We start from the raw sequence: 19,116 nt of genomic DNA on the forward strand, positions 1-19,116 counted from the left end.
CGCAGCGCCTCCGCGCACCAAAAAGCCGCCGCCCCACCCCCGAGCCCCGGCCCGAGCGCGAAGCAGCGGCTCCGCAGCACTCCCTCAGGCCGCCCTCAGCCGTACTGCCACAGATAGTCGAGCAACTCGTCGAGCTTCGCCGTGGCCAGCGCGACCACCGAATCCCCGGCCCCGTAGTACAGCCGCAGCTCCCCGCTGTCCTCGTCGTGCACCATCCCGGTCGGGAACACCACGTTCGGCACGTCCCCGCGCGTCTCGTACTCCGCGGCCGGCCCCATCACCCAGGCCGGCGAGCGCCGTACCACCCGCGCCGGCTCCTCCAGGTCGAACAGCACCAGACCGGCCCGGTAGATCGGACCCGACGGCATCTGCTTGACCCCGTGGTAGACCGCCAGCCAGCCGTGCTCGGTCTCGATCGGCGCCGGCCCCAGCCCGATGCGCGCCGCGTCCCACCACGGCCCCTCGCGGCTGGCCATCACCGGCTCCGGCGCGCTCCAGTGGTGCAGGTCCGTGGTGCGCGACAGCCAGATGTTGCCGCGGTTGCCGAACCGGGAGCTGACCGGCCGGTGGTAGAGCACGAACTCGCCGTTCACCCGGCGCGGCAGCAGCGCCGCGTCCTTGTCGTCCGGCGGCATCACCGCGCCCAGCTTCTCCACCGAGTGGAAGTCCTCGGTGGTGGCCAGTGCGACGCACGGCCCCGAAGGGCCGTACGCGGTGTACGCGATCACGTACTTCCCCAGTTCGGCGACCCACGTGACGCGGCAGTCCTCCACGCCCCACATCGAGGTGTGGTCGCCCGGGTCCTCGGCCAGCAGGGGCTTGGGCTCGACCCGCCAGCCGTGCACGCCGTCGGGCGAGCGCGCGACCGTCAGGTGCGAGATCCCGCGCGCGTCCTCGACCCGGCACAGCAGCACGGTCTCGCCGTCATGCGTCGCCGCACCCGGATTGAACACCGTGTTCACGCGGTAGGGCCAGTCCTCCGCGGTGAGGATCGGGTTGGCGGGCTCCCGTCGGAACAGGTCCCGGATGATGTCGTCTTTGGTCGGCAAAGCCGCCCCCTCATTATCGATTGGCGGTATCCCTGGCGTCGGCCAGCCCCGCCCGGATCAGCCCCAGGCGCGCCTGGTAGTAGGCCAACGTCGATTCGGCCCCCTGGTTCACGTTCGTGTCCCCGGACCGCAGCCCGTCCCGGCACCCGCCGGAACCGGTGTCGTACACCGGCAGCCCAAGCCGGTTGTCCCCCAGGAACCAGCCGAAGGAACGTCGCGCGAGGCTGGCGTAGCGCTCCTGCCGGGTCACCCGCCACGCCTGCGCGGCCGCCTCGACCACGGCCGCGGCGTCGATGGGCTGCTCGTCGCCCTCGTCCTCGAGGCGCGCCACCCCCTTGTACCGCCACAGATTCCCGACCAGCCGGAGCCGGCCCCGCTCGGGGTACTTAGCGGGGTTCGCAGTGGGGTTCGCAGTGGGGTCCGCGGTGGGGTCCTCGGCAGGGTCCCCGGCCGGGTCCAGCCCCACCTGCTCCAGGTACCAGTCCAGCGCGGTCAGGCCCCGCTCGGCCATCGCCGCGTCCCCGGCCCGCGCCCCGCCGGCGAGCAGCGCCTGGGCCAGCCGCGCGTTGTCGTACGTCAGCTGCTCCTCGAACCACGGCCACTCGCTCGTGGCGGTGCCCCGCCACGCCGCGTTCAGCCGCTCGACGCACCGGTCGAGCTCCGGCGTCGGCTCCGGGATCCGCACCAGCCCGAGCACCGCGTACGCCATGCTCCGCAGGCTCGTCAGGCCCCTGACGGCGGGCAGGACGTCCATCAACTGCTCGGTGGCCCGCTCCCGGAACTTGTCCGGGACCGCCGGGCCCGACGCCACCTCGCCCAGGCCCCAGACCAGCCGCCCGACGTGGTCCCCGGAGTGCGGCTCGTCCAGCCAGCGGCCGTCGACGGTGCGCATGTTCCGGACCGCTCGCGACTCCGGGTCGTAGGCCTGCTGGAGGAATTCCAGGCTGGTGTCCAGCCAGGTGTGCGGGGCCGCGGCACGCAAGGCTTGCGGCTGCTCCGCGCACAGCCCGGCCGCGACGATGGCCAGCCGCGCGACGTCGTCGACGCAGTGCCCGGAGGCCGGGTCCGGCCGCATCCCCTGGCCGAACTGCATGATGCCGCCGGAGTCGGTGAGCCGGCTGAGGTGCTTCAGCTTCAGGCGCGGGAGTTCGAAGCGCTCCGCGTGCTTCGACCGCTCCGAGCTCGGCGTGCTGCCCGCGTTCCCCGCGCTCGCCATGCTCGCCGTGGTCGCCGCTGGTCCCTTCAGGCGACGCTGTGCGGCACAGGCCCGCACGATCGCCGCGAACCGCTGCGCCACCGCGTCCCAGCGCAGCCCCGCCCCGCGCTCGCGCGCCGCCCGGCGTGCGGCGGACAGCCGCTCGTCGTCGCCGAGCAGCGTACGGAGTGCGCCGGCGAAGGCCTCGGGGTCCTCCGGCGGAACAGTGATCCCGGCACCGTCACCGAGCATGTCCACAGCGTAGTGGTAGTCCGTCGACACCACCGGCTTTCCGGCGGCCACGGCGAACGTCAAAGCGCCCGACGAGATCTGCTCGCGCGAGCGGTACGGGGTCAGGAAGATCTCCGTCTGCGCCAGGATCGCGCCGATCTCCATCTCGGTCAGGAAGCTGTCGAGGAACACCACCCGGTCCGCGACGCCTGCCTCTTTGGCGGCGCGCATCAGGCTCTCGCGGTAGTCCTCGCCGCTGTTGCGCACGATCTCAGGGTGCGTAGATCCGGCGATAAGGTATGAAACATCCGGGTGCTCCTCGGCGATCAGGCCCAGGGCTTCGATCGCGGTCTGCAGGCCTTTGCCGGGCGAGATCAGCCCGAACGTCGACAGCAGCCGCCGGCCGGCCAGCGCGTCCAAGGTCCGCCGACCCTCCAGGCCGATCTCGTACGACGTCAGCTGATCGGTCACCGGCTCCGGCGCCCCGTGCGGCACGTACACGATCCGGTCCGGCGACGCGATCCCGGTCTGCACGACCAGCGTGCGCGCGGTCTCGGTGAAGACGGTCACCGCCGCGGCGTCCTGGCACAGCCGGTTCAACGTCGAGGCCTGAGTCCACGTCGGCTCGGACAGCACTGTGTGCAAAGTCACCAGATAAGGCACGCCCCGCCGCGCCAGCTCGCCGGCGAAACCGGTGATCCACGCCCCGTCGTTGCCGCCGAAGATCCCGTATTCGTGCTCGATGACCACAGCGTCCACACCGGAGTCGGCCAGCCGCGCGGCGGCCTTGCGGTAGTCGGAGTAGGAGTCCTGCCCGATGACGGTGGACACCTCGGCCGGGTAGTCCAGGCCGTCCCGGTCCAGCGCGCAGATCTCGACGGCCAGGTCGGGCGCCGAGTGCGCCAGCGCCGTGGTCAGGTCCTGCGAGAACGTGGCGATGCCACAGCGGCGCGGCGCGTAGGTCGAAACGATCGCCAACCGGGTTCCCAGCGGCGGGTGGGTCTCAGACATGCCCTTTCACCTTCCAAGTCCATGGTCCGTGGACGACGCGGAGCGTCGGTGGCGCGCGGATGTAGCGGAGGTATCGGTCGGATGACGGTGTATGGGGGCTAAAGATGATTGAACAACAGTCAGCGTCGCATCCGGATGTTTCGTGACGGAAACAACATTCTGCGACAGTGGGGCATAGGGGCCATGTGATCGTCCGTGAGCTGAGACATCCGTGTCCGTAGGTGGGTGTTTCGGGCGTCACTGGCGTCACGGGCGTCACGGGCGGCGCAGCGCGCGGAAGACCATGCCCGGGCGTAGGAGGGACTCCGGGCGGTCCACCAGCGAACCCACGCGGATGAAGGCGACGGCCATGTCCACGTCGTGGGCTGCGGCGGCGTGCACCTTCGGGAGGTAGGCGTTGATCATGCGGATGGCGGGGGTCCGCCGGCCGCGAACGTCCGGGAACGCCAGGTCGCCGCCTGCCGAGATCTGCCACGGGGGGTTGACGGCCTTCGCGATGGCTTGGAAGTAACGACGCCATGTCAGAGGCTTGTCATGTGGGAGTGCGAGGGGCGCGTCGTGCCCGGCGGGTCCGGCGTGCCCGGCGAGCACCGCGCGCATCGCCTCGGCCTGCATCGCGGCGGACGTCATGCCCTGGCCGTAGACGGGGTTGAAGGCGCTGACCGCGTCGCCGAGCACGAGGAAGCCGTCGGGGAAGCTGCGCATCCGTTCGTAGCGGTGGCGGACGTTCGCCGGGTACTGGAAACCGACCGGGTCGTCCAGCGGCTCGGCGTCGCGGATCGCCTCGAAGATGTCGGGGAAGTGGAGGCTGGCCGCGAAGGCGTCGAAGGCCTTCGGCTCCAGCGGCGGACGATCGCCGAGCATGCCGGCGAGGGTCAGGCGCGCCAGGCCGTGCTCCTGCTCGGCGAGAACCGCGGCGCGCTGGTTGGCGGGGGTGGCGTTGTTGAGGATCAGCTGGTCCTTGCCCATCGCGCCTTGCGGGAGGCGGTAGGTGCGGGTGGCGTAGGCCAGGTTGACCTGGACTTTGTCGACGGTCGGGCGGCCGTGGCCGAGTTGGTGGAGCCAGACGGGTGCTCGTGAGGCGCGGCCGGTTGCGTCTAGGACTAGGTCGGCTTCGAGGGTCGTTTCCTGCTCGCGACCGTCTGCGTGGATTCGGGCGCCGGTCACGCGGCGACCGTCCGGCGTCGCGGTCAGGCCGATGACATCGTGGCGTTCGAGGAAGCTGACCCCATCCAAAGCCCGCACCCGCGCCCGCACGAGGCTTTCCAGCAACGGCCTGCCGCACAGGACCGAGCGCAGACCGATGTCGGTCTGGAGCAGCCGCTGACCGGAGAGCAGCAGGCGGACCTGGCCCAGGGCATCGGTGGTCTGGGCCCCGGCGGCTTCGGCCTCTGCGACGAATCCGGGGAACAGGTCCTCCAGGATCGAAGCCCCACGCGCCAGCAGCACATGGACATGCCGCGACTGTGGCACGCCGCGCCGATGCTCGGCATCGGCGGGCAGCGCGTCGCGCTCGACGACGGTGACCCGATCGAACGACTCGCTGAGCACGCGGGCGGCCAGCAGGCCAGCCATGCTCGCGCCGAGGACCACGGCGTGGTCGCGGCGTGTGTGTGGCATGCCGATGCCCCCTTGACGCGGAACGGCCCGGGCGGAGGGCCGGGCATCGTTACGGTCGTGGATGGGGGTGGGGGGTGGCATCTTTGAGATTGCGGGGATATCTATGGTTATGCGAGGTTTCCGCCGACTGGCCGGGTGTGGTTGTCAGTGGCGCGTGCTATATCTGTGCATAAGGGGCGATAATTCCATAACAAAATGCCGCCACGCCAGACCCGCACACTCAGTTGCGCTGGTGGCTGGCGGTTTTCGCGTGCAAGACCGCGCGTCGGTCCGAGTCACTGCGCACACGTCGTGCGGGCGGGTGTCTGCCGCGTTTGGTGGGTGCCTTGAGGCCTCTGGCGGGCCTCCTCGACGAGGGGGCGACCCGCGCGTCGTGCTTGATGCCGCCGGCCCGCGACTGTTCGGCTTTCTGTCCGCTGTTGCCTGCGTCGCGCTGTGCGCTGGCGGTGCTGCTTGTGGTCGCCAAGGTTCTGGGTCCCTCGCCGCGTCATCGCCGTAAACGGAACCTGCCCGGTTTGGCGGAATCAAGCCGCATCGCTGCTGCTGTGGTGCAGCCTCGTCCGGCTTGACACCGCCAAACCGGGCAGGTTGGCTGCGCCCGCTGACGCGGCGAGGGACCCAGAACCAACACCCCGCATGGTCCGGTCGGAACCGGCGAACCGCGCGGCCGGTCGGGGCTCGCCCGTCACCGACCACCCCCACAAAAGCGTGGTCCCGGCGCGGCCGAAGCCGAACCGGGACCTCGCTTCGTCGGGGAGGCCCTCTCTCCCCGAAGTCTCAGCGCCGCGTCCTTACGGCACCATCGGGAACGACCACGCCGGGTCCGGTTCGACCGGGGGCGGGGAGGTCACCTGGCCGTAGTGGCCGGTGGCGATCTGGCCGAAGTTCGCCATGGCCGGGGAGGACGGGTCGAAGTAGTAGTCGTGTGCGCCGATGGGGTCCCAGCTGGGGCCTACGCCGCCGTTGAAGACGTGGGCGCCGAAGGCCGGGGTCACCGGGTCGGTGTTGTGGAAGCCTTCGGCCCAGACGATCGGGTCGTTGTCGTCGCGGGTGGCCCATACGTGCGAGGTGCCGTTGGGGACGTGCATCGCCGCGGCGTTGTCCACGTTGATGCCGGGGCTCGCGGCCAGGACCACGTCGTCGGCGCGCAGGCCGCCGGGGGCCTGGGTGGCTTCGCCGACCACCGTGGTGCCGTAGCTGTGGCCGATGACCGTGGTGTGCAGGGGGTCGCCGGCGTCGTGGGTGGCGTAGAGGCCCTGCTGGAAGTTGTCCAGCACCGGGCCGCCGGCTTCTGCGGGGCCTGAGAACAGGGCGCCGGGGACCGTCGCCGGGGCGTTGTAGTTCATCCACGCGACTGCCGAGGTGCTCTGGTTCGGGTCGGCGTTGTGGGCGGAGGCCACGATGCTGTCGGCGGCCTTCGTGTACTGGTCGACGTGCCCCGCCGACAGGTCGGTGCTCACGCCGGGGACGACCGTCACCACGTTGGCGGAGGTGTCCGGGTTGCCGCTGGCGACGATCGCGTGGCCGACCCCGTTGGTGTCGATGCCCAGCAGGAACTTCTGCGGCGCGCCGTTGGTGCCGCCGTCGTTGAGCACCTTCTGCAGCTCGTTCATCCCGTCGAGCTTGCCCTGCAGCGCGTCGATCTGCTTCTGGTTCTGAATCGCGTCGAAGCCCTCGGTGTCGAACGGCGACAGGGGCGTGTTCTTCAGATCGGTGATCTGCTGCTGGGTCTGCGTCTGCAGATTGGACAGCACCTTCCGGTTCGCGGCGTCGCGCACGGTGTCCGGCACGCCGTCCAGCGCCCCGATCTTCGTGGGGTCGGTGGCCACGAGCGCCGTCTGCTGGTCTTTGCTGAGCCCGCTCCACCACTTGTTCACGTCGGCGGGGCTGCTCCCGGCCGTCGGCGTGGACGGCAGCGTTCCGCCCAGGCCCAGGCTCGCGAAGCTGTCGGAGACCAGCGTGTCCAGCGCGGCGTAGTCGCTCGCGCAGCACTGCAGGGCGCCGTTGAGCGTGCCGAACAGCCCCATGCCGGAAGTCAGGGAACTGAGCAGGTTGTCGTGCAGTTGCCCGTCGACCGAGCCGACCAGCGACCCGATCTCACCGAAGATCTCCCCGCCCAGCACCAGCGAACCGAGCTCACTCAGCGCACTGTTGCCGGTGCAGACCAGGCCCTCCAGGTCCGCAGTGACCAGGCTCATGAGCGGCAGGTCGATGCTGAAAGCGCCTGTGTCGGCCACGACGGCGTCTCCTCGTCCGATTCCGGTGGTGTCCGGCACAGCATGACGTGCCCGCCGAGGGCGTCGCGACGGGAGAAGTACCCACTGGGCGATGGTTTTTTAGGCCGACAGAAGGCCGGTGCGAGTCAGAGAGTCCGATCCCACGTGGTGCTCACATCTCTCTCGCCATCTTCAGATCGTTGCTGGAATCGAACGTGAACTTCTGGCCGGGGATCTCCGGAAGCAGACGGGGGAGCATCACCGCGTAGCGATGTCTTTCGAGCGCCGTTGACAGTCTCGCGCGCTTCGCCTTGTTGCGCGGACCCTTGTAGAGGTCTTCGTCGAGACCGATCCCGTGGACGATCCCGGCCAGGTCCACATCGCGCTCGCTCGGCCCGGCACCGGTCGCGACCCGCTCGACCCGGGCCCGGGCCGAGGCCGCCGCATCGGCGTCGAGAAGATGGAACTGTCCGTACAGGGCACGGTTCTTCGGCTTGTCCCAGGTGAGGATTTCCCGCTCCCGCAGCGATTTGAGGTACGCGAACAGCGAAGGCGCGACCCAGTTCCTGAGGCATCGTTCGGGATGCCGCTGGCCTGCTCGCGTCTGCCGGGCCTGGAGCAGCACCTCATCGAGCAGCGGCTGTTCGCCGAGGTGCGCGTCGCTTTCGGCCGTGATCGTCACGCCGGGCGATCCGTCGGCGCGCCGCAACTGCAACCGTCCCGCCGCCGCCAACTCCGCCATTCCCGCCGCGTTCAACGCGAACTGCATAGCCGCCGATCGCCGCAAGACGCCCTTGTCGGCGTCCAGGGCGACCAACAGCAGCTCTTCCCCCAGTGTCAGCACGCTTCGAAGGTAACCCCGGCCACCACCCGCCGCACAGCCCTGCCGCATCGCCGCGACGCCGTCTGCCGCCGCCCGCGCCCCGCGCCTGCTGCCGTCTGCCGCCGCCCGCGTCCTGTCGCGTCGCCAACCGCCCTGCGCGCCCTTAGATTTCCAGAACGTTACCCCGCCGTTATTGCCCAGCCGCCCGACCGGGTGTTGACTGCTCCCCGGAACCGGTTTCGGAACCGGTGCCGTAAGCGGTCGCGAGACCGGTTCCGGTACCGTCCGCGCCGATCCGGGCCCCTGGCAACGGGTCCGAGGCACAGGCACCACAGCGCAAGCGCACCAAGGCACGACAGCGCAGAATGCACATTGCACAGCTCGCACCACTGCACGAGCACAGCGCACCAAAGCACTGACACATCCAGTGGCACCAAGCCGTCCGAAAGGCGCCGTCCATGCCGATCACCATCGCCGACGTCGCGGCCCGGGCCGGGGTCAGCAAGACCACGGTCTCCCGCGTCCTCAACGGCAAAGGCGAGCTCGACGTCTCCACGGTGGCGCGGGTGCGGCAGGTCATCGACGAGCTCGGCTACGTGCCGAGCGCGCGGGCCGTGTCGCTGGCGCGCGGGCGGACCGGCGTCATCGGCATGCTGGTGCCCTCGCTCACCTGGCCGTGGATCGGCGAGGTGATCCAGGGCGCCGTGGACGTGGTGGAGAGCGGTGAGTTCGGGGTCATGCTCTTCACCTGCAACCAGGGCGACGAGTCCATGCGGCGCTTCGCCAGCCAGGTGAACGCCAAGGCCTTCGACGGGCTGCTCGTCATCGAGCCCGAGGGAACCCTGGACTACATCACCGAACTGCACACCGGAGGGCTGCCGGTGGTCCTGATCGACGATCGGGAGAGCCGGCCGCAGTTCGCCTCCGTCGCCACCACCAATCGCGCCGGGGGCCGGCAGGCCGCGCACCACCTGTTGGAGATCGGCCGCCGCCACCCGCTGGTCGTCACCGGCAAGCTGGGTTTCGGCTGTGTCACCGAACGGCTCGAAGGCTTCGCCGAAGTCTTCGAGGAGGCCGGGCACCGGTTGCCGGCCGAAGCCGTGCTGGAGGGCGACTTCAGCATCGCCTCGGGTCACGCCGCAGTGGCGCGGTCCGTGGCCGACGGGGTCCGGTTCGACTCCGTCTTCGCGCACAACGACCTCTCCGCTGCGGGCGCCCTGCAGGCGCTGAGAGAGGCCGGACTCGCGGTGCCGGGGGACGTCGCCGTCGTCGGATTCGACGACGTCGAGTTCACCGCGCTCACCGAGCCGCCGCTGACCACCGTCCGCCAGCCCCTGCGCGAGTTGGGGGCCACCGCGGCCCGGTTGCTCACGGCCCACCTCGGCGGCGAGCCCCTGCCGGCCGAGCCGGTCGTCATCCCGACCGACTTCGTCGTCCGAGGCTCCACCGCATCTCAGGACTAGATCAGGACTAGATCCCATCGCGATCCGCCAGGCGCGCCCGACCAGGGCCGTGCCGCGATGCCGCACACCCCCGCACAGGGCGGGCGGCACGGATCCCCCAGCTTGGAGGAGAAGAAATGACCCTCGCGACACCCGGCACCGCAGCCCGGCGACCGCTTGCCGCACTGGCGGCCGCGGGCCTGGCCGTCACCCTCGCCGCCGGTTGCGGCGCGAGCACCAAGAGCGGCGGCGGCTCCACCGGCGGCAGCGGCAAGACGGTGCTCAACGTCGGCATGCCCGACGGAGCGACGCTGCCCGCCAACAACAACCCCTACCTGGACTCCTCGTTCGCCAAGAAGCTCGGCTACACCTGGCTGATCTGGGAGCCGCTGGCCATGCAGGACGAGGCCAAGCCGGACCAGGACCCGCAGCCGTGGCTGGCCACCAAGTGGACGTGGTCCCCGGACTACAGCAAGGTGACCCTGACCGTCCGCGACGGCGTGAAGTGGTCCGACGGCACCCCGATGACCGCCGACGACGTGGCCTACTCCTTCCAGATCCAGAAGGACCACAAGGAGGTCGACTACTACTCGCTGCCGATCACCGACGTGTCGACCGCCGGCAACCAGGTCACCGTGTCCTTCAACGGCTCGCAGTACGTGAACCGCACGAAGATCCTGTCCACCCAGGTGATCAACAAGAAGCAGTGGTCGGCGATGTCGGACCCGTCCAAGGACACCGTCGCGAACCCGGTCGGCACCGGCCCGTACACCATCAAGACCACGACGCCCTCGACGGTCACCGTCGCGGCGCGCGACGGCTACTGGGGTGCGGCGCCGAAGGTGAAGACGATCAACTTCACCACCTACAGCTCCAACGACACCATGGGCGCGGCGCTGACGTCCGGCGCGGCCGAGTGGAGCTACTACTTCATGTCCGACGCCAAGAGCACCTTCGTGGCCAAGGACCCGACCCACTTCAAGCTCTACTTCCCGGCCCAGCTCTCGGCCGACGGCCTGTGGTTCAACACCACCAAGAAGCCGCTGGACAACCCGCACCTGCGCCGCGCGATGAGCATGGTCATCAACCGGACCGACATCTTCAACCAGGGCGAGGCCGGCTACTTCAAGCCGCTGATCGACAACGTCACCGGCGTCCCCACGCCGCAGGGCGAGCCCTACATCGCCGCGCAGTACAAGGGCATCTCGCCGACCTCCGGCGTGGCCGCGGCGAAGAAGGAACTGACCGACAACGGCTTCACCTACAACGGCAACACCCTGACGGACCCGACCGGCAAGCCGGTGACGCTGACCCTGACCGACCCGGCGGACTGGAACGACTACCAGACCGACCTGGCGATCATCAAGGACAACCTGGCCACCATCGGCATCAACGCGACCATCGACAAGGCCAACGACGACGCCTGGTTCGACAACATCGCCAAGGGCAACTTCCAGGCGGCGCTGCACTGGACCAACTCCGGGACCACGCCGTACGACATGTACGACCAGATCATGGACTCGGCCGGCCTGGAGCCCATCGGCACCGCCGCGACCGGCGACTTCGGCCGTTACAAGAACCCGACGGTGGACGCCGCTCTGAAGGCGTACTCCAACGCCACCGACGACGCCGGCCGCAAGACCGCCATGGACAACCTGGAGCAGCTGTTCGTCCAGGAGATGCCGATGATCCCGACCTCGGCCGGCAACCTCGGCGCCGAGTACTCCACGAAGAACTGGAGCGGCTGGCCGGCCGCGGACAAGGCCTACGAGGCCCCGCAGCCGACCCGGTGGGGGATGGAAGACATCGTCCTGCACCTGACCCCGTCCTCCTGACCGGACTGGCAAGCAACCGAGCCACTGTGAATCAGAGCCGGGCGGCGGCGTTGAGGGGCGCCGCCGCCCGGCCCGTGGAAGGAACCATTCGATGACCTCCGAGGTGGTCCTGGAAGCCGAGGCGCTGACCAAGCACTTCCCGGTCCGCGCCCGCGGCCGTGCGGCCCTGACCCGTACGCCGAAGGTGGTGCACGCGGTCGACGACGTCTCCCTGAGCCTGCGCCGGGGCCGGGTCACCGCGCTGGTCGGCGAGTCCGGCTCCGGCAAGTCGACGGTCGCCCGGCTGCTGGCGCAGCTCTACCCGCGCACCGGCGGCGACATCCGGATCGGCGGCGTCTCCACCGCGGTCAAGGGCGGACGGCAGTTCAAGGCGTACGCGCGCCGGGTGCAGCTGATCTTCCAGGACCCGTTCGCGTCGCTGAACCCGGTGCACACCGTGCGGCATCACCTGACCCGCGCGCTGAAGATCCACGGCCGGTACACCGGCGAGGAGTCGCTGGCCGAACTGCTGGGCCGGGTCCAGCTGACGCCGGCCTCGCTGTACCTGGAGAAGTACCCGCACGAGCTGTCCGGGGGGCAACGCCAGCGCGTATCCATCGCCAGGGCGCTGGCCGCCGACCCCGAGGCGCTGCTCGCCGACGAGCCGGTGTCGATGCTGGACGTGTCGATCCGGCTCGGCGTGCTGAACCTGTTGCGGGACCTCAAGGAACGGCTGGACCTCGCAATCCTCTACATCACCCACGACATCGCCTCGGCACGGTACTTCGCCGACGAGACGCTGGTGATGTACGCGGGGCGGATGGTCGAGGGCGGGGACTCCGAGACCGTGACGCAGCGGCCGGCGCATCCGTACACGCACCTGCTGGTCCACTCGGCGCCGGATCCCGAACGCGTACGCGGCGCGGTGCTGCCGGACGACGACGAGGACACCGGCGAGCCGCCGAGCCTGATCGACCCGCCGACCGGCTGCCGGTTCCATCCGCGCTGTCCGAAGGCGATGGAGGTGTGCAAGGCCCGGGTGCCGGAGCGGACGCTGGTCGGCGACGCACCGGACCACTGGGTCGCCTGCTGGCTGTTCAGCGACGAGAGCGACGGGTCCGCCGCCTCGGTCGACGTCGAGCTGGCCGGGCTGGCCGGGCTGACCGAGCTCACGACGGTCGGGTCCGCGACGGCCGAGCCCGAGAAGGCTGAGACCCAAGCCTCTGAAGCCTCCCAAGCCTCCGAAGGCGCCGAGACCGCCGAAGCCACCGAAAACGCAGCCGCCGGAAGCACAGCCACCGAAGACCCGGACCCCGAGGAGGCAGCACCGTGAGGTTCTTCGCCCGCCGCCTCGGCTTCTACGCCTTCACCCTCTGGGCCGCCATCACCATCAACTTCTTCATCCCGCGCCTGATCCCCGGCAACGCCGTCGACTCCCTGATCGAGCAGCGCCGCGGCGAGGTCGACAGCAAGGCCGTCGAGTCCCTGAACATCCTGTTCGGCCTGGACAAGCACCAGAGCCTGCCGTCCCAGTACTGGCACTACCTGGTCCAGCTCTCGCACGGCGACCTGGGCATCAGCTTCGGCAACTTCCCGGAGCCGGTGACCACGGTGCTGGGCTCGGCGCTGCCCTGGACGCTGGGGCTGATCGGCACCACCACGATCCTGTCGTTCCTGATCGGCACCCTGCTCGGGGTCTTCGCCGGCTGGAAGCGCGGGACCTGGGTGGACGGCCTGCTGCCGGCGACCTCGTTCCTGTCGTCGATCCCGTACTTCTGGCTCGGCCTGATCGCCGTGGCCTGGCTCGCCGGGCCGCTCGGCCTGCCGACGTCCGGCGGCTACACCGTCGGCAACATCCCGGGCTGGAACATCGCCGGCGACATCCTCCAGCACATGGTCCTGCCGGCCCTGACGATCATCGTCACCTCGGTCGGCGGCTGGCTGCTGTCGATGCGGAACATGATGGTCACGGTCACCGCCGAGGACTACATCACCGTCGCGCACGCCAAGGGCCTGTCCGGGGCGCGCGTGATGACCAAGTACGCGGCCCGCAACGCGCTGCTGCCCTCGGTCTCCGGCTTCGGCATGGCCCTGGGCCTGGTGGTCGGCGGCACGTTCCTGGTGGAGCAGGTCTTCTCCCTGCCCGGCGTCGGGCTCCAGCTCATCAACGCCATCTCAGGGCACGACTACCCGTTGATCCAGGGCATCTTCCTGGTCGTGACGATCGCGGTGCTGGCCGCGAACTTCCTCGCCGACCTCGCGTACATGGTGCTCGACCCGCGCACCCGGAAGGAGGGATGACCTCGTGAAGTTCCGGTTCCGGATGCCCAGCGTCAAGGTCACGATCGGCCTAGTGGTATTGATCATGTTCACCTTCGTGGCGTTCTTCGGCGCGTCGCTGGCACCCTTCGATCCCTCGGCGCGCAGCAACGACATCTTGCAGAGCCCGTCCGCCAAGCACCTGTTCGGCACCACGCACCTGGGCCAGGACATCTTCAGCCAGATCCTGGTCGGCACCCGCAGCGTGATGTTCGTCGGCTTCGCCGCCGGCATCCTGGCCACGGTGATCGCCGTGATCGTGGGCGTCACCTCCGGTTACCTCACCGGCTTCGGCGGCGAGGCGGTGGCGACGCTGTCGAACGTGTTCATCGTGATCCCGGCCCTGCCGCTGATCGTCATCGTCACCAACGTCATCCCCAACTCCGGGGACTGGGCGATCGCGATGGTGATCGGCTGCACGTCCTGGGCCTGGGGCGCCCGGCTTCTCAGGGCCCAGACTCTGTCGCTGCGCAACCGCGACTTCGTACAGGCGGCCAAGGCCGGCGGCGAGTCCACCTGGCGCATCGTCACCGTCGAGATCCTGCCCAACCTCACGGCGATCATCGCCTCCTCGTTCATCGGCACCGTGATGTTCGCGGTGATGACCGAGATCGCGCTGGCCTACGTCGGCGTCTCCGGCATCTCCGAATGGAACTGGGGCGAGGTCTTGTTCTGGGCGCAGGGCCAGCAGGCCCTCGCGATCGGTGCCTGGTGGTGGTTCGTGCCGGCCGGGTTGTGCATCGCGCTGCTGGGCACGGCGCTGGCGCTGGTCAACTTCGGCATCGACGAGATCGTCAACCCGCGGCTGCGCGGCGGCAGCAAGGCCGTCGTGCGCTACCCCGACGGACGCAAAGCCCGTATGCGGCTCGGATTCACCCCGGTGCTCACGCCGCGGACGGACGAAGGAGGGGGCCGATGAGCCCGGTCCTGGAGATCAGAGGACTGTCGATCGACTACGGCACCGGCGAGCAGTCGGTGCGTGCGGTCAACCAGGTGGACCTGACGCTGAACCGCGGCGAGGTGCTGGGCCTGGCCGGCGAGTCCGGCTCGGGCAAGTCGACGCTCGCCTACGGCGCGACCCGGCTGCTGCCCCCGCCCGGCGTCGTGACCGGCGGCTCCGTGCTCTACCACCCCGACAACGGCGAGCCGGTCGACCTGCTGCGCATGACGCACGCCGAACTGCGCGACTTCCGCTGGAGCGAGCTGTCGATCGTGTTCCAGGGCGCGATGAACTCGCTGAACCCGGTGGCCACCGTGGCCGCGCAGCTGACCGACGTCATCGCCGAGCACCGGCCGAAGTCCACCAAGACCGAGCGGATGGTGCGCGCGGCCGAGATGCTGTCCCTGGTCGGCATCGCCCGGGACCGGCTGGAGAGCTATCCGCACCAGCTCTCCGGCGGCATGCGGCAGCGCGTGATGATCGCGATGGCGCTGGTCCTGGAGCCGCGCGTGGTGATCATGGACGAGCCGACCACCGCGCTGGACGTGGTGATGCAGCGGCAGATCATGCGGCAGCTTGCCAAGCTGAAGGAACAGCTGGGCTTCTCCGTCGTCTTCATCACCCACGACCTGTCGCTGCTGGTGGAGTTCAGCGACCGGATCGCGATCATGTACGGCGGCCGGATCGTCGAGGAGGCGCCGGCCGTGGAGCTCTATGACAAGTCCTTGCACCCCTACAGCGACGGGCTTCTGCATTCGTTCCCCGCGTTGCGCGGCCCCCGGCGGGAGCTGACCGGCATCCCCGGATCCCCGCCGGACCTGCGCGACATGCCGGTCGGCTGTGCGTTCCAGCCGCGCTGCCCGAAGGCCTTCGACCCCTGCGGCGTCTCGCCCCCGCCGCTGGTACGGCCGGCCTCGGACCGTATGCGGTCCGTGGCTTGTTACTTGCACCCGTCTGCTTGAGCTGTATCAGAATATTGAGGAGAACCATGTCTCTGGAGCTTCCCCGCGACTTCCGGTGGGGCGTCGCGACCTCGGCGTACCAGATCGAGGGGGCGGTGGATGAGGACGGCCGGACCCCGTCGATCTGGGACACGTTCTGCCGCGTCCCCGGCGCGATCGAGAACGGCGAGGACGGCGACGTCGCCTGTGACCATTACCACCGGATGCCGGAGGACGTGGGGCTGATCAAGTCGCTCGGCGTCGACACCTACCGGTTCTCCGTGGCCTGGCCGCGCGTGCAGCCGGGCGGGCGCGGTCCGGCGAACGCCGCCGGGCTGGCGTTCTACGACCGGCTCGTCGACGAGCTGTTGAGCGCCGGGATCACTCCGTGGCTCACGCTGTACCACTGGGACCTGCCGCAGGAGCTGGAGGACGCCGGCGGCTGGCCGCACCGCGACACGGCCTACCGGTTCGCCGACTACGCCGAGCTGGTCTACGAGCGCCTCGGCGACCGCGTCGAGCACTGGACGACGCTGAACGAGGCCTGGTGCTCGGCCTGGCTGGGCTACGTCGAGGGCGTGCACGCCCCGGGCCGCCGCGAGTTCGCCGACGGCATCGCCGCGATCCACCACCTGCTGCTCGGCCATGGCCTGGCGACCCAGCGGCTGCGCGCCGCGGCCGAGGCCGCCGACCGCCCGATCGACCTGGCGATCACGCACATCCTGGGCAACGCGATCCCGGCCTCCGACGCGCCGGTGGACGTCGAGGCCACCCGGCGCGGCGACGCCCTGCACTTCCGCATGTACATGGACCCGATCTTCAAGGGCACCTACCCGGCGGACCTGCTGGAGGACCTGGACGCGGTCGGCGTGGCGATCCCGGTCCAGGACGGCGACCTGGAGATCATCAGCGCGCCCCTGGACACCCTCGGCGTCAACTACTACCGCTCGATGAAGACCACCGGCTTCGCCGCCGACGGCTCGACCACCGACGCCGCCGGCCGCCCGGTGACCCGCACCGTCGACTTCGGCGACCTGCCCAAGACCTACATCGACTGGGAGGTCATGCCGGACGACTTCGCGAACCTCCTGGTCCGCATCGGCCACGAGTACTCCGGCATCCCGCTGGTGATCACCGAGAACGGCGCAGCCTACAACGACGTCCCCGACGCCGACGGCTTCGTCGACGACGAGGACCGCACCACCTACATCGCGTCCCACCTCGACGCCGTGGCCCAGGCCCGCGAGCGCGGCGCCGACATCCGCGGCTACTTCGCCTGGTCCCTGATGGACAACTTCGAGTGGGCCTACGGCTACGACAAGCGCTTCGGCATCGTCCGCACCGACTACGAGACCCAAGCCCGCACCCCCAAGCGCAGCGCCCTCTGGCTGCGCGACACGATCGCCCGCGCCCGCCGCCCCCTGGGCGACGACTGACGCGGGAAGCGCCACGGGGCCGATCGCAGCCGGCCCCGGGCGTTCGGGGCGGGGACCGTCGTGCGCCGGTTCCCGCCCTTTTGCGTTGCGCTGCTTATTCGGCGTCCTTGAGCGGGCTCATCTCAAAGCCGAACACCGGAAACAGCCGCGGATCCCCGAACGAGACGATCCGCTCGACGCGGTCGCCGACGATTTCGAGCACGACGATCCCGTACGGCTGATACCGCCCCTCCGCATCGCGCAGGTACCCGGCGACCGCCGGGCTGCCGTTGGCGCCGCCGGCGATCGGGAACATGCGCCACATTCCCGGCGTGCCGAGGACGCGGTCCCGTAGGACCGGGATGCAGTTCTCCACGCCCTTGAACCAGGCGCGGATCGGGGGCGCCTCGATCGCGGCGTCGTGGAGCAGCAGGCGGGTCAGGGCGTCCGCGTCGGAGTTCTCGAAGGCTTTGATGTACCTGTTGAGCACGGCCTTGGCCTGCGGCGCGGTGGGCTCGGCGATCTCGTCGGCGGCCGGTGCCTGCTCCTGCAACGTCGCTCGGGCCCGTTGCAGCGCGCTCTTCACCGACGCTGTCGATATCTCGAGCATGGCCGCGACCTCCGCTGCCGGGAACGCCAGCACGTCGCGCAGCACCAGCACCGCCCGCTGCCGGGCCGGCAGGTGCTGCAGGCTCGCGACCAGCGCCAGCCGCACTCCCTCGCGCGCGGCGACCACCGACGCCGGGTCCTCGGCGTCGGTGGTGACCAGCGTGTCCGGGACCGGCTGGAGCCACTGCTCCCGCAGGTCCGGTTCGAGCTGCGCGCTCGGCGTGTACTGGTCCGGCGGGCCCAGCCCGGACGGCAGGACCCGCCGATCGGCGTCGCGCCGCTTGGCCAACGCCGTCAGGCAGCCGTTGGTGGCGATCTCGTAGAGCCAGGTGCGCACCGACGAACGACCCTCGAACCCGCCGTAGTGCCGCCAAGCCCGCAGATACGTCTCCTGCACGAGGTCTTCGGCGTCGAGCACCGAGCCGAGCATGCGGTAGCAGTGGGCGAACAGCTCCCGCCGGTACGGCTCTGTCTCTCTGGCGAATTCCTCCCGGGCGAATTCGGCGAGTTCGGCGAGTTCGGCGGCGTCCGCGGCGTCGGCCATAGGCGCGTCCCTACACCTCTCGCCCGAGGTACGCGGCCAGCCGGTCCGCGGGGCACGCACCATCCGGAGCCACCCGCTCCGGACCGAACGACGCCTCGGTGTCCGGACCGCGCAGCGCGTCGGTGATCGATACCTCGGCCAGCCCGAGCAGCGCGACCGCGAGCTCCGGCACGAGATCCGTGTCCTGCCCGAGGGCGCGCGCCAGATCCCAGCCGTGCGTGAACTGGTCGGTGGCCGCGAACTGCGCCAGCGCCGCGCCGGGGAACTTTCCGAAGGGCACCGTCACCATCCGTTCCGCAGCGCCCGGCGCCCCGAAGGCTCCGAGCGTGACGCGGATGCTCTCCTCATAAGCGGCCACGAAGTCACCGCCACCGACATTGCCACCGTCATTGCCATCGACATTGCCACCGTCAGCGCCGACGTAGTCCGCACCCTCCGCGGACTCAAGCCCCGGATCGCCGGACACCATGGCCGCCCACCACCGCGCCGCACTGATGATGTGATTGATGAGCGCCTGCACATCCCACGACGCACACGGCGTCGGCTTCGCCAGGTCATGAGGCTCGACCTTCCGCAGGACGCCCATCGTGCTGTCGAAGGCTGAGCTCAAATCCACACCCCGGCCCACGCTCGGTTCCATCATCATCGATCCTCTCATCCACGAACGGCGAACTGCCGCCAACAAGGCAGACTCGGCGCGCGTCGGAAAGGAATCGGTCGTGGTCACGACCAGGCGGTGAACGGGTCGGGGCGGGGGCCGTTGTGCGCCGGCTCCCCGCCCCTTGGGCCACCCGGGACCTCAGCTACGAACTGACGGACAGGGGCCCGCAGCATCTGTCGGCGATCGCCCACCAGCGCATATGCGCCGCGTCCAGCCCGACCGGAGCGCCGGCGAGCGGGCCGTCGACATCCGAGCCCCCGAGCACCCCATCCCGCCGAGCCCGCCC

Annotated in this window: 14 protein-coding genes; 7 read left to right on the forward strand and 7 right to left on the reverse strand. The window is 69.9% G+C overall.

The window, feature by feature from the left end; all coding sequences use genetic code 11:
* Window positions 1-95: 95 nt before the first annotated feature.
* From GWK61_RS40105 to GWK61_RS40125, 5 genes are all read right to left on the reverse strand, one after another.
* Window positions 96-1,049 (reverse strand): glycoside hydrolase family 130 protein, encoded by a 954-nt coding sequence (locus tag GWK61_RS40105; protein ID WP_194916954.1) that lies wholly within the window; start codon window positions 1,047-1,049, stop codon window positions 96-98.
* A 13-nt stretch (window positions 1,050-1,062) separates the two neighbouring features.
* Window positions 1,063-3,486 (reverse strand): glycosyltransferase, encoded by a 2,424-nt coding sequence (locus tag GWK61_RS40110; RefSeq protein WP_194916955.1) that lies wholly within the window; start codon window positions 3,484-3,486, stop codon window positions 1,063-1,065.
* A gap of 255 nt (window positions 3,487-3,741) precedes the next feature.
* Window positions 3,742-5,106: an FAD-dependent oxidoreductase gene (locus GWK61_RS40115; protein ID WP_194916956.1), complete on the reverse strand. Its 1,365-nt coding sequence runs from the start codon at window positions 5,104-5,106 to the stop codon at window positions 3,742-3,744.
* Window positions 5,107-5,897: 791 nt separating this feature from the next.
* Window positions 5,898-7,343, reverse strand: coding sequence for an alpha/beta hydrolase (locus GWK61_RS60075; RefSeq protein WP_194916957.1), 1,446 nt, complete (start codon window positions 7,341-7,343; stop codon window positions 5,898-5,900).
* A gap of 151 nt (window positions 7,344-7,494) precedes the next feature.
* Entirely contained in the window at window positions 7,495-8,214 is a 720-nt protein-coding gene (locus GWK61_RS40125) for a GPP34 family phosphoprotein (RefSeq protein WP_228563730.1), read from the reverse strand.
* Window positions 8,215-8,603: 389 nt separating this feature from the next.
* On the opposite strand from GWK61_RS40125, the gene GWK61_RS40130 reads away from it, so the two are divergent.
* The 7 genes from GWK61_RS40130 (at window position 8,604) to GWK61_RS40160 (ending at window position 17,037) form a co-directional block, all read left to right on the forward strand.
* On the forward strand, window positions 8,604-9,608 hold the full coding sequence (locus GWK61_RS40130) for a LacI family DNA-binding transcriptional regulator (protein ID WP_194916959.1): 1,005 nt from the start codon (window positions 8,604-8,606) through the stop codon (window positions 9,606-9,608).
* Between the two features lie 116 nt (window positions 9,609-9,724).
* Window positions 9,725-11,422 carry an ABC transporter substrate-binding protein gene (locus GWK61_RS40135; RefSeq protein WP_194916960.1) on the forward strand — a complete coding sequence of 566 codons (1,698 nt, stop codon included), beginning with the start codon at window positions 9,725-9,727 and terminating at the stop codon, window positions 11,420-11,422.
* A gap of 91 nt (window positions 11,423-11,513) precedes the next feature.
* On the forward strand, window positions 11,514-12,734 hold the full coding sequence (locus tag GWK61_RS40140; protein WP_194916961.1) for an ABC transporter ATP-binding protein: 1,221 nt from the start codon (window positions 11,514-11,516) through the stop codon (window positions 12,732-12,734).
* Window positions 12,731-13,702 carry an ABC transporter permease gene (locus tag GWK61_RS60080; RefSeq protein WP_194916962.1) on the forward strand — a complete coding sequence of 324 codons (972 nt, stop codon included), beginning with the start codon at window positions 12,731-12,733 and terminating at the stop codon, window positions 13,700-13,702. The genes GWK61_RS40140 and GWK61_RS60080 overlap by 4 nt, the downstream gene beginning before the upstream one ends.
* Window positions 13,703-13,706: 4 nt before the next feature.
* The gene (locus GWK61_RS40150; RefSeq protein ID WP_194916963.1) at window positions 13,707-14,639 is read left to right on the forward strand and encodes an ABC transporter permease; all 933 of its coding nucleotides are present in this window, start codon (window positions 13,707-13,709) and stop codon (window positions 14,637-14,639) included.
* Window positions 14,636-15,622, forward strand: coding sequence for an ABC transporter ATP-binding protein (locus tag GWK61_RS40155; protein ID WP_194916964.1), 987 nt, complete (start codon window positions 14,636-14,638; stop codon window positions 15,620-15,622). Before GWK61_RS40150 ends, GWK61_RS40155 begins: the two co-directional genes overlap by 4 nt.
* Before the next feature lie 26 nt (window positions 15,623-15,648).
* Window positions 15,649-17,037, forward strand: coding sequence for a GH1 family beta-glucosidase (locus GWK61_RS40160; RefSeq protein ID WP_194916965.1), 1,389 nt, complete (start codon window positions 15,649-15,651; stop codon window positions 17,035-17,037).
* 94 nt (window positions 17,038-17,131) lie between these two features.
* On the opposite strand, the gene GWK61_RS40165 is transcribed toward GWK61_RS40160, so the two are convergent.
* A complete protein-coding gene (locus tag GWK61_RS40165; protein WP_194916966.1) occupies window positions 17,132-18,169 on the reverse strand; it encodes a sigma-70 family RNA polymerase sigma factor in 1,038 nt (345 codons plus the stop codon).
* A 10-nt stretch (window positions 18,170-18,179) separates the two neighbouring features.
* Window positions 18,180-18,896, reverse strand: a complete 717-nt coding sequence (locus GWK61_RS40170; RefSeq protein WP_323747970.1) for a TIGR03086 family metal-binding protein — start codon at window positions 18,894-18,896, stop codon at window positions 18,180-18,182.
* Window positions 18,897-19,116 lie beyond the last annotated feature (220 nt).

Origin of the sequence: Catenulispora rubra, from assembly GCF_015356825.1 — a bacterium.
Classification (GTDB): domain Bacteria; phylum Actinomycetota; class Actinomycetes; order Streptomycetales; family Catenulisporaceae; genus Catenulispora; species Catenulispora rubra.

Bases quoted from the DNA above. Each gene is read 5' to 3' on its own strand.
- GWK61_RS40160 (WP_194916965.1), top strand. From the start codon at position 15,649: ATGTCTCTGGAGCTTCCCCGCGACTTCCGGTGGGGCGTCGCGACCTCG.
- GWK61_RS40135 (WP_194916960.1), top strand. From the start codon at position 9,725: ATGACCCTCGCGACACCCGGCACCGCAGCCCGGCGACCGCTTGCCGCA.
- GWK61_RS40115 (WP_194916956.1), bottom strand. From the start codon at position 5,106: ATGCCACACACACGCCGCGACCACGCCGTGGTCCTCGGCGCGAGCATG.
- GWK61_RS40165 (WP_194916966.1), bottom strand. From the start codon at position 18,169: ATGGCCGACGCCGCGGACGCCGCCGAACTCGCCGAACTCGCCGAATTC.
- GWK61_RS40125 (WP_228563730.1), bottom strand. From the start codon at position 8,214: ATGCGGCAGGGCTGTGCGGCGGGTGGTGGCCGGGGTTACCTTCGAAGC.
- GWK61_RS40110 (WP_194916955.1), bottom strand. From the start codon at position 3,486: ATGTCTGAGACCCACCCGCCGCTGGGAACCCGGTTGGCGATCGTTTCG.
- GWK61_RS40130 (WP_194916959.1), top strand. From the start codon at position 8,604: ATGCCGATCACCATCGCCGACGTCGCGGCCCGGGCCGGGGTCAGCAAG.
- GWK61_RS40140 (WP_194916961.1), top strand. From the start codon at position 11,514: ATGACCTCCGAGGTGGTCCTGGAAGCCGAGGCGCTGACCAAGCACTTC.
- GWK61_RS40155 (WP_194916964.1), top strand. From the start codon at position 14,636: ATGAGCCCGGTCCTGGAGATCAGAGGACTGTCGATCGACTACGGCACC.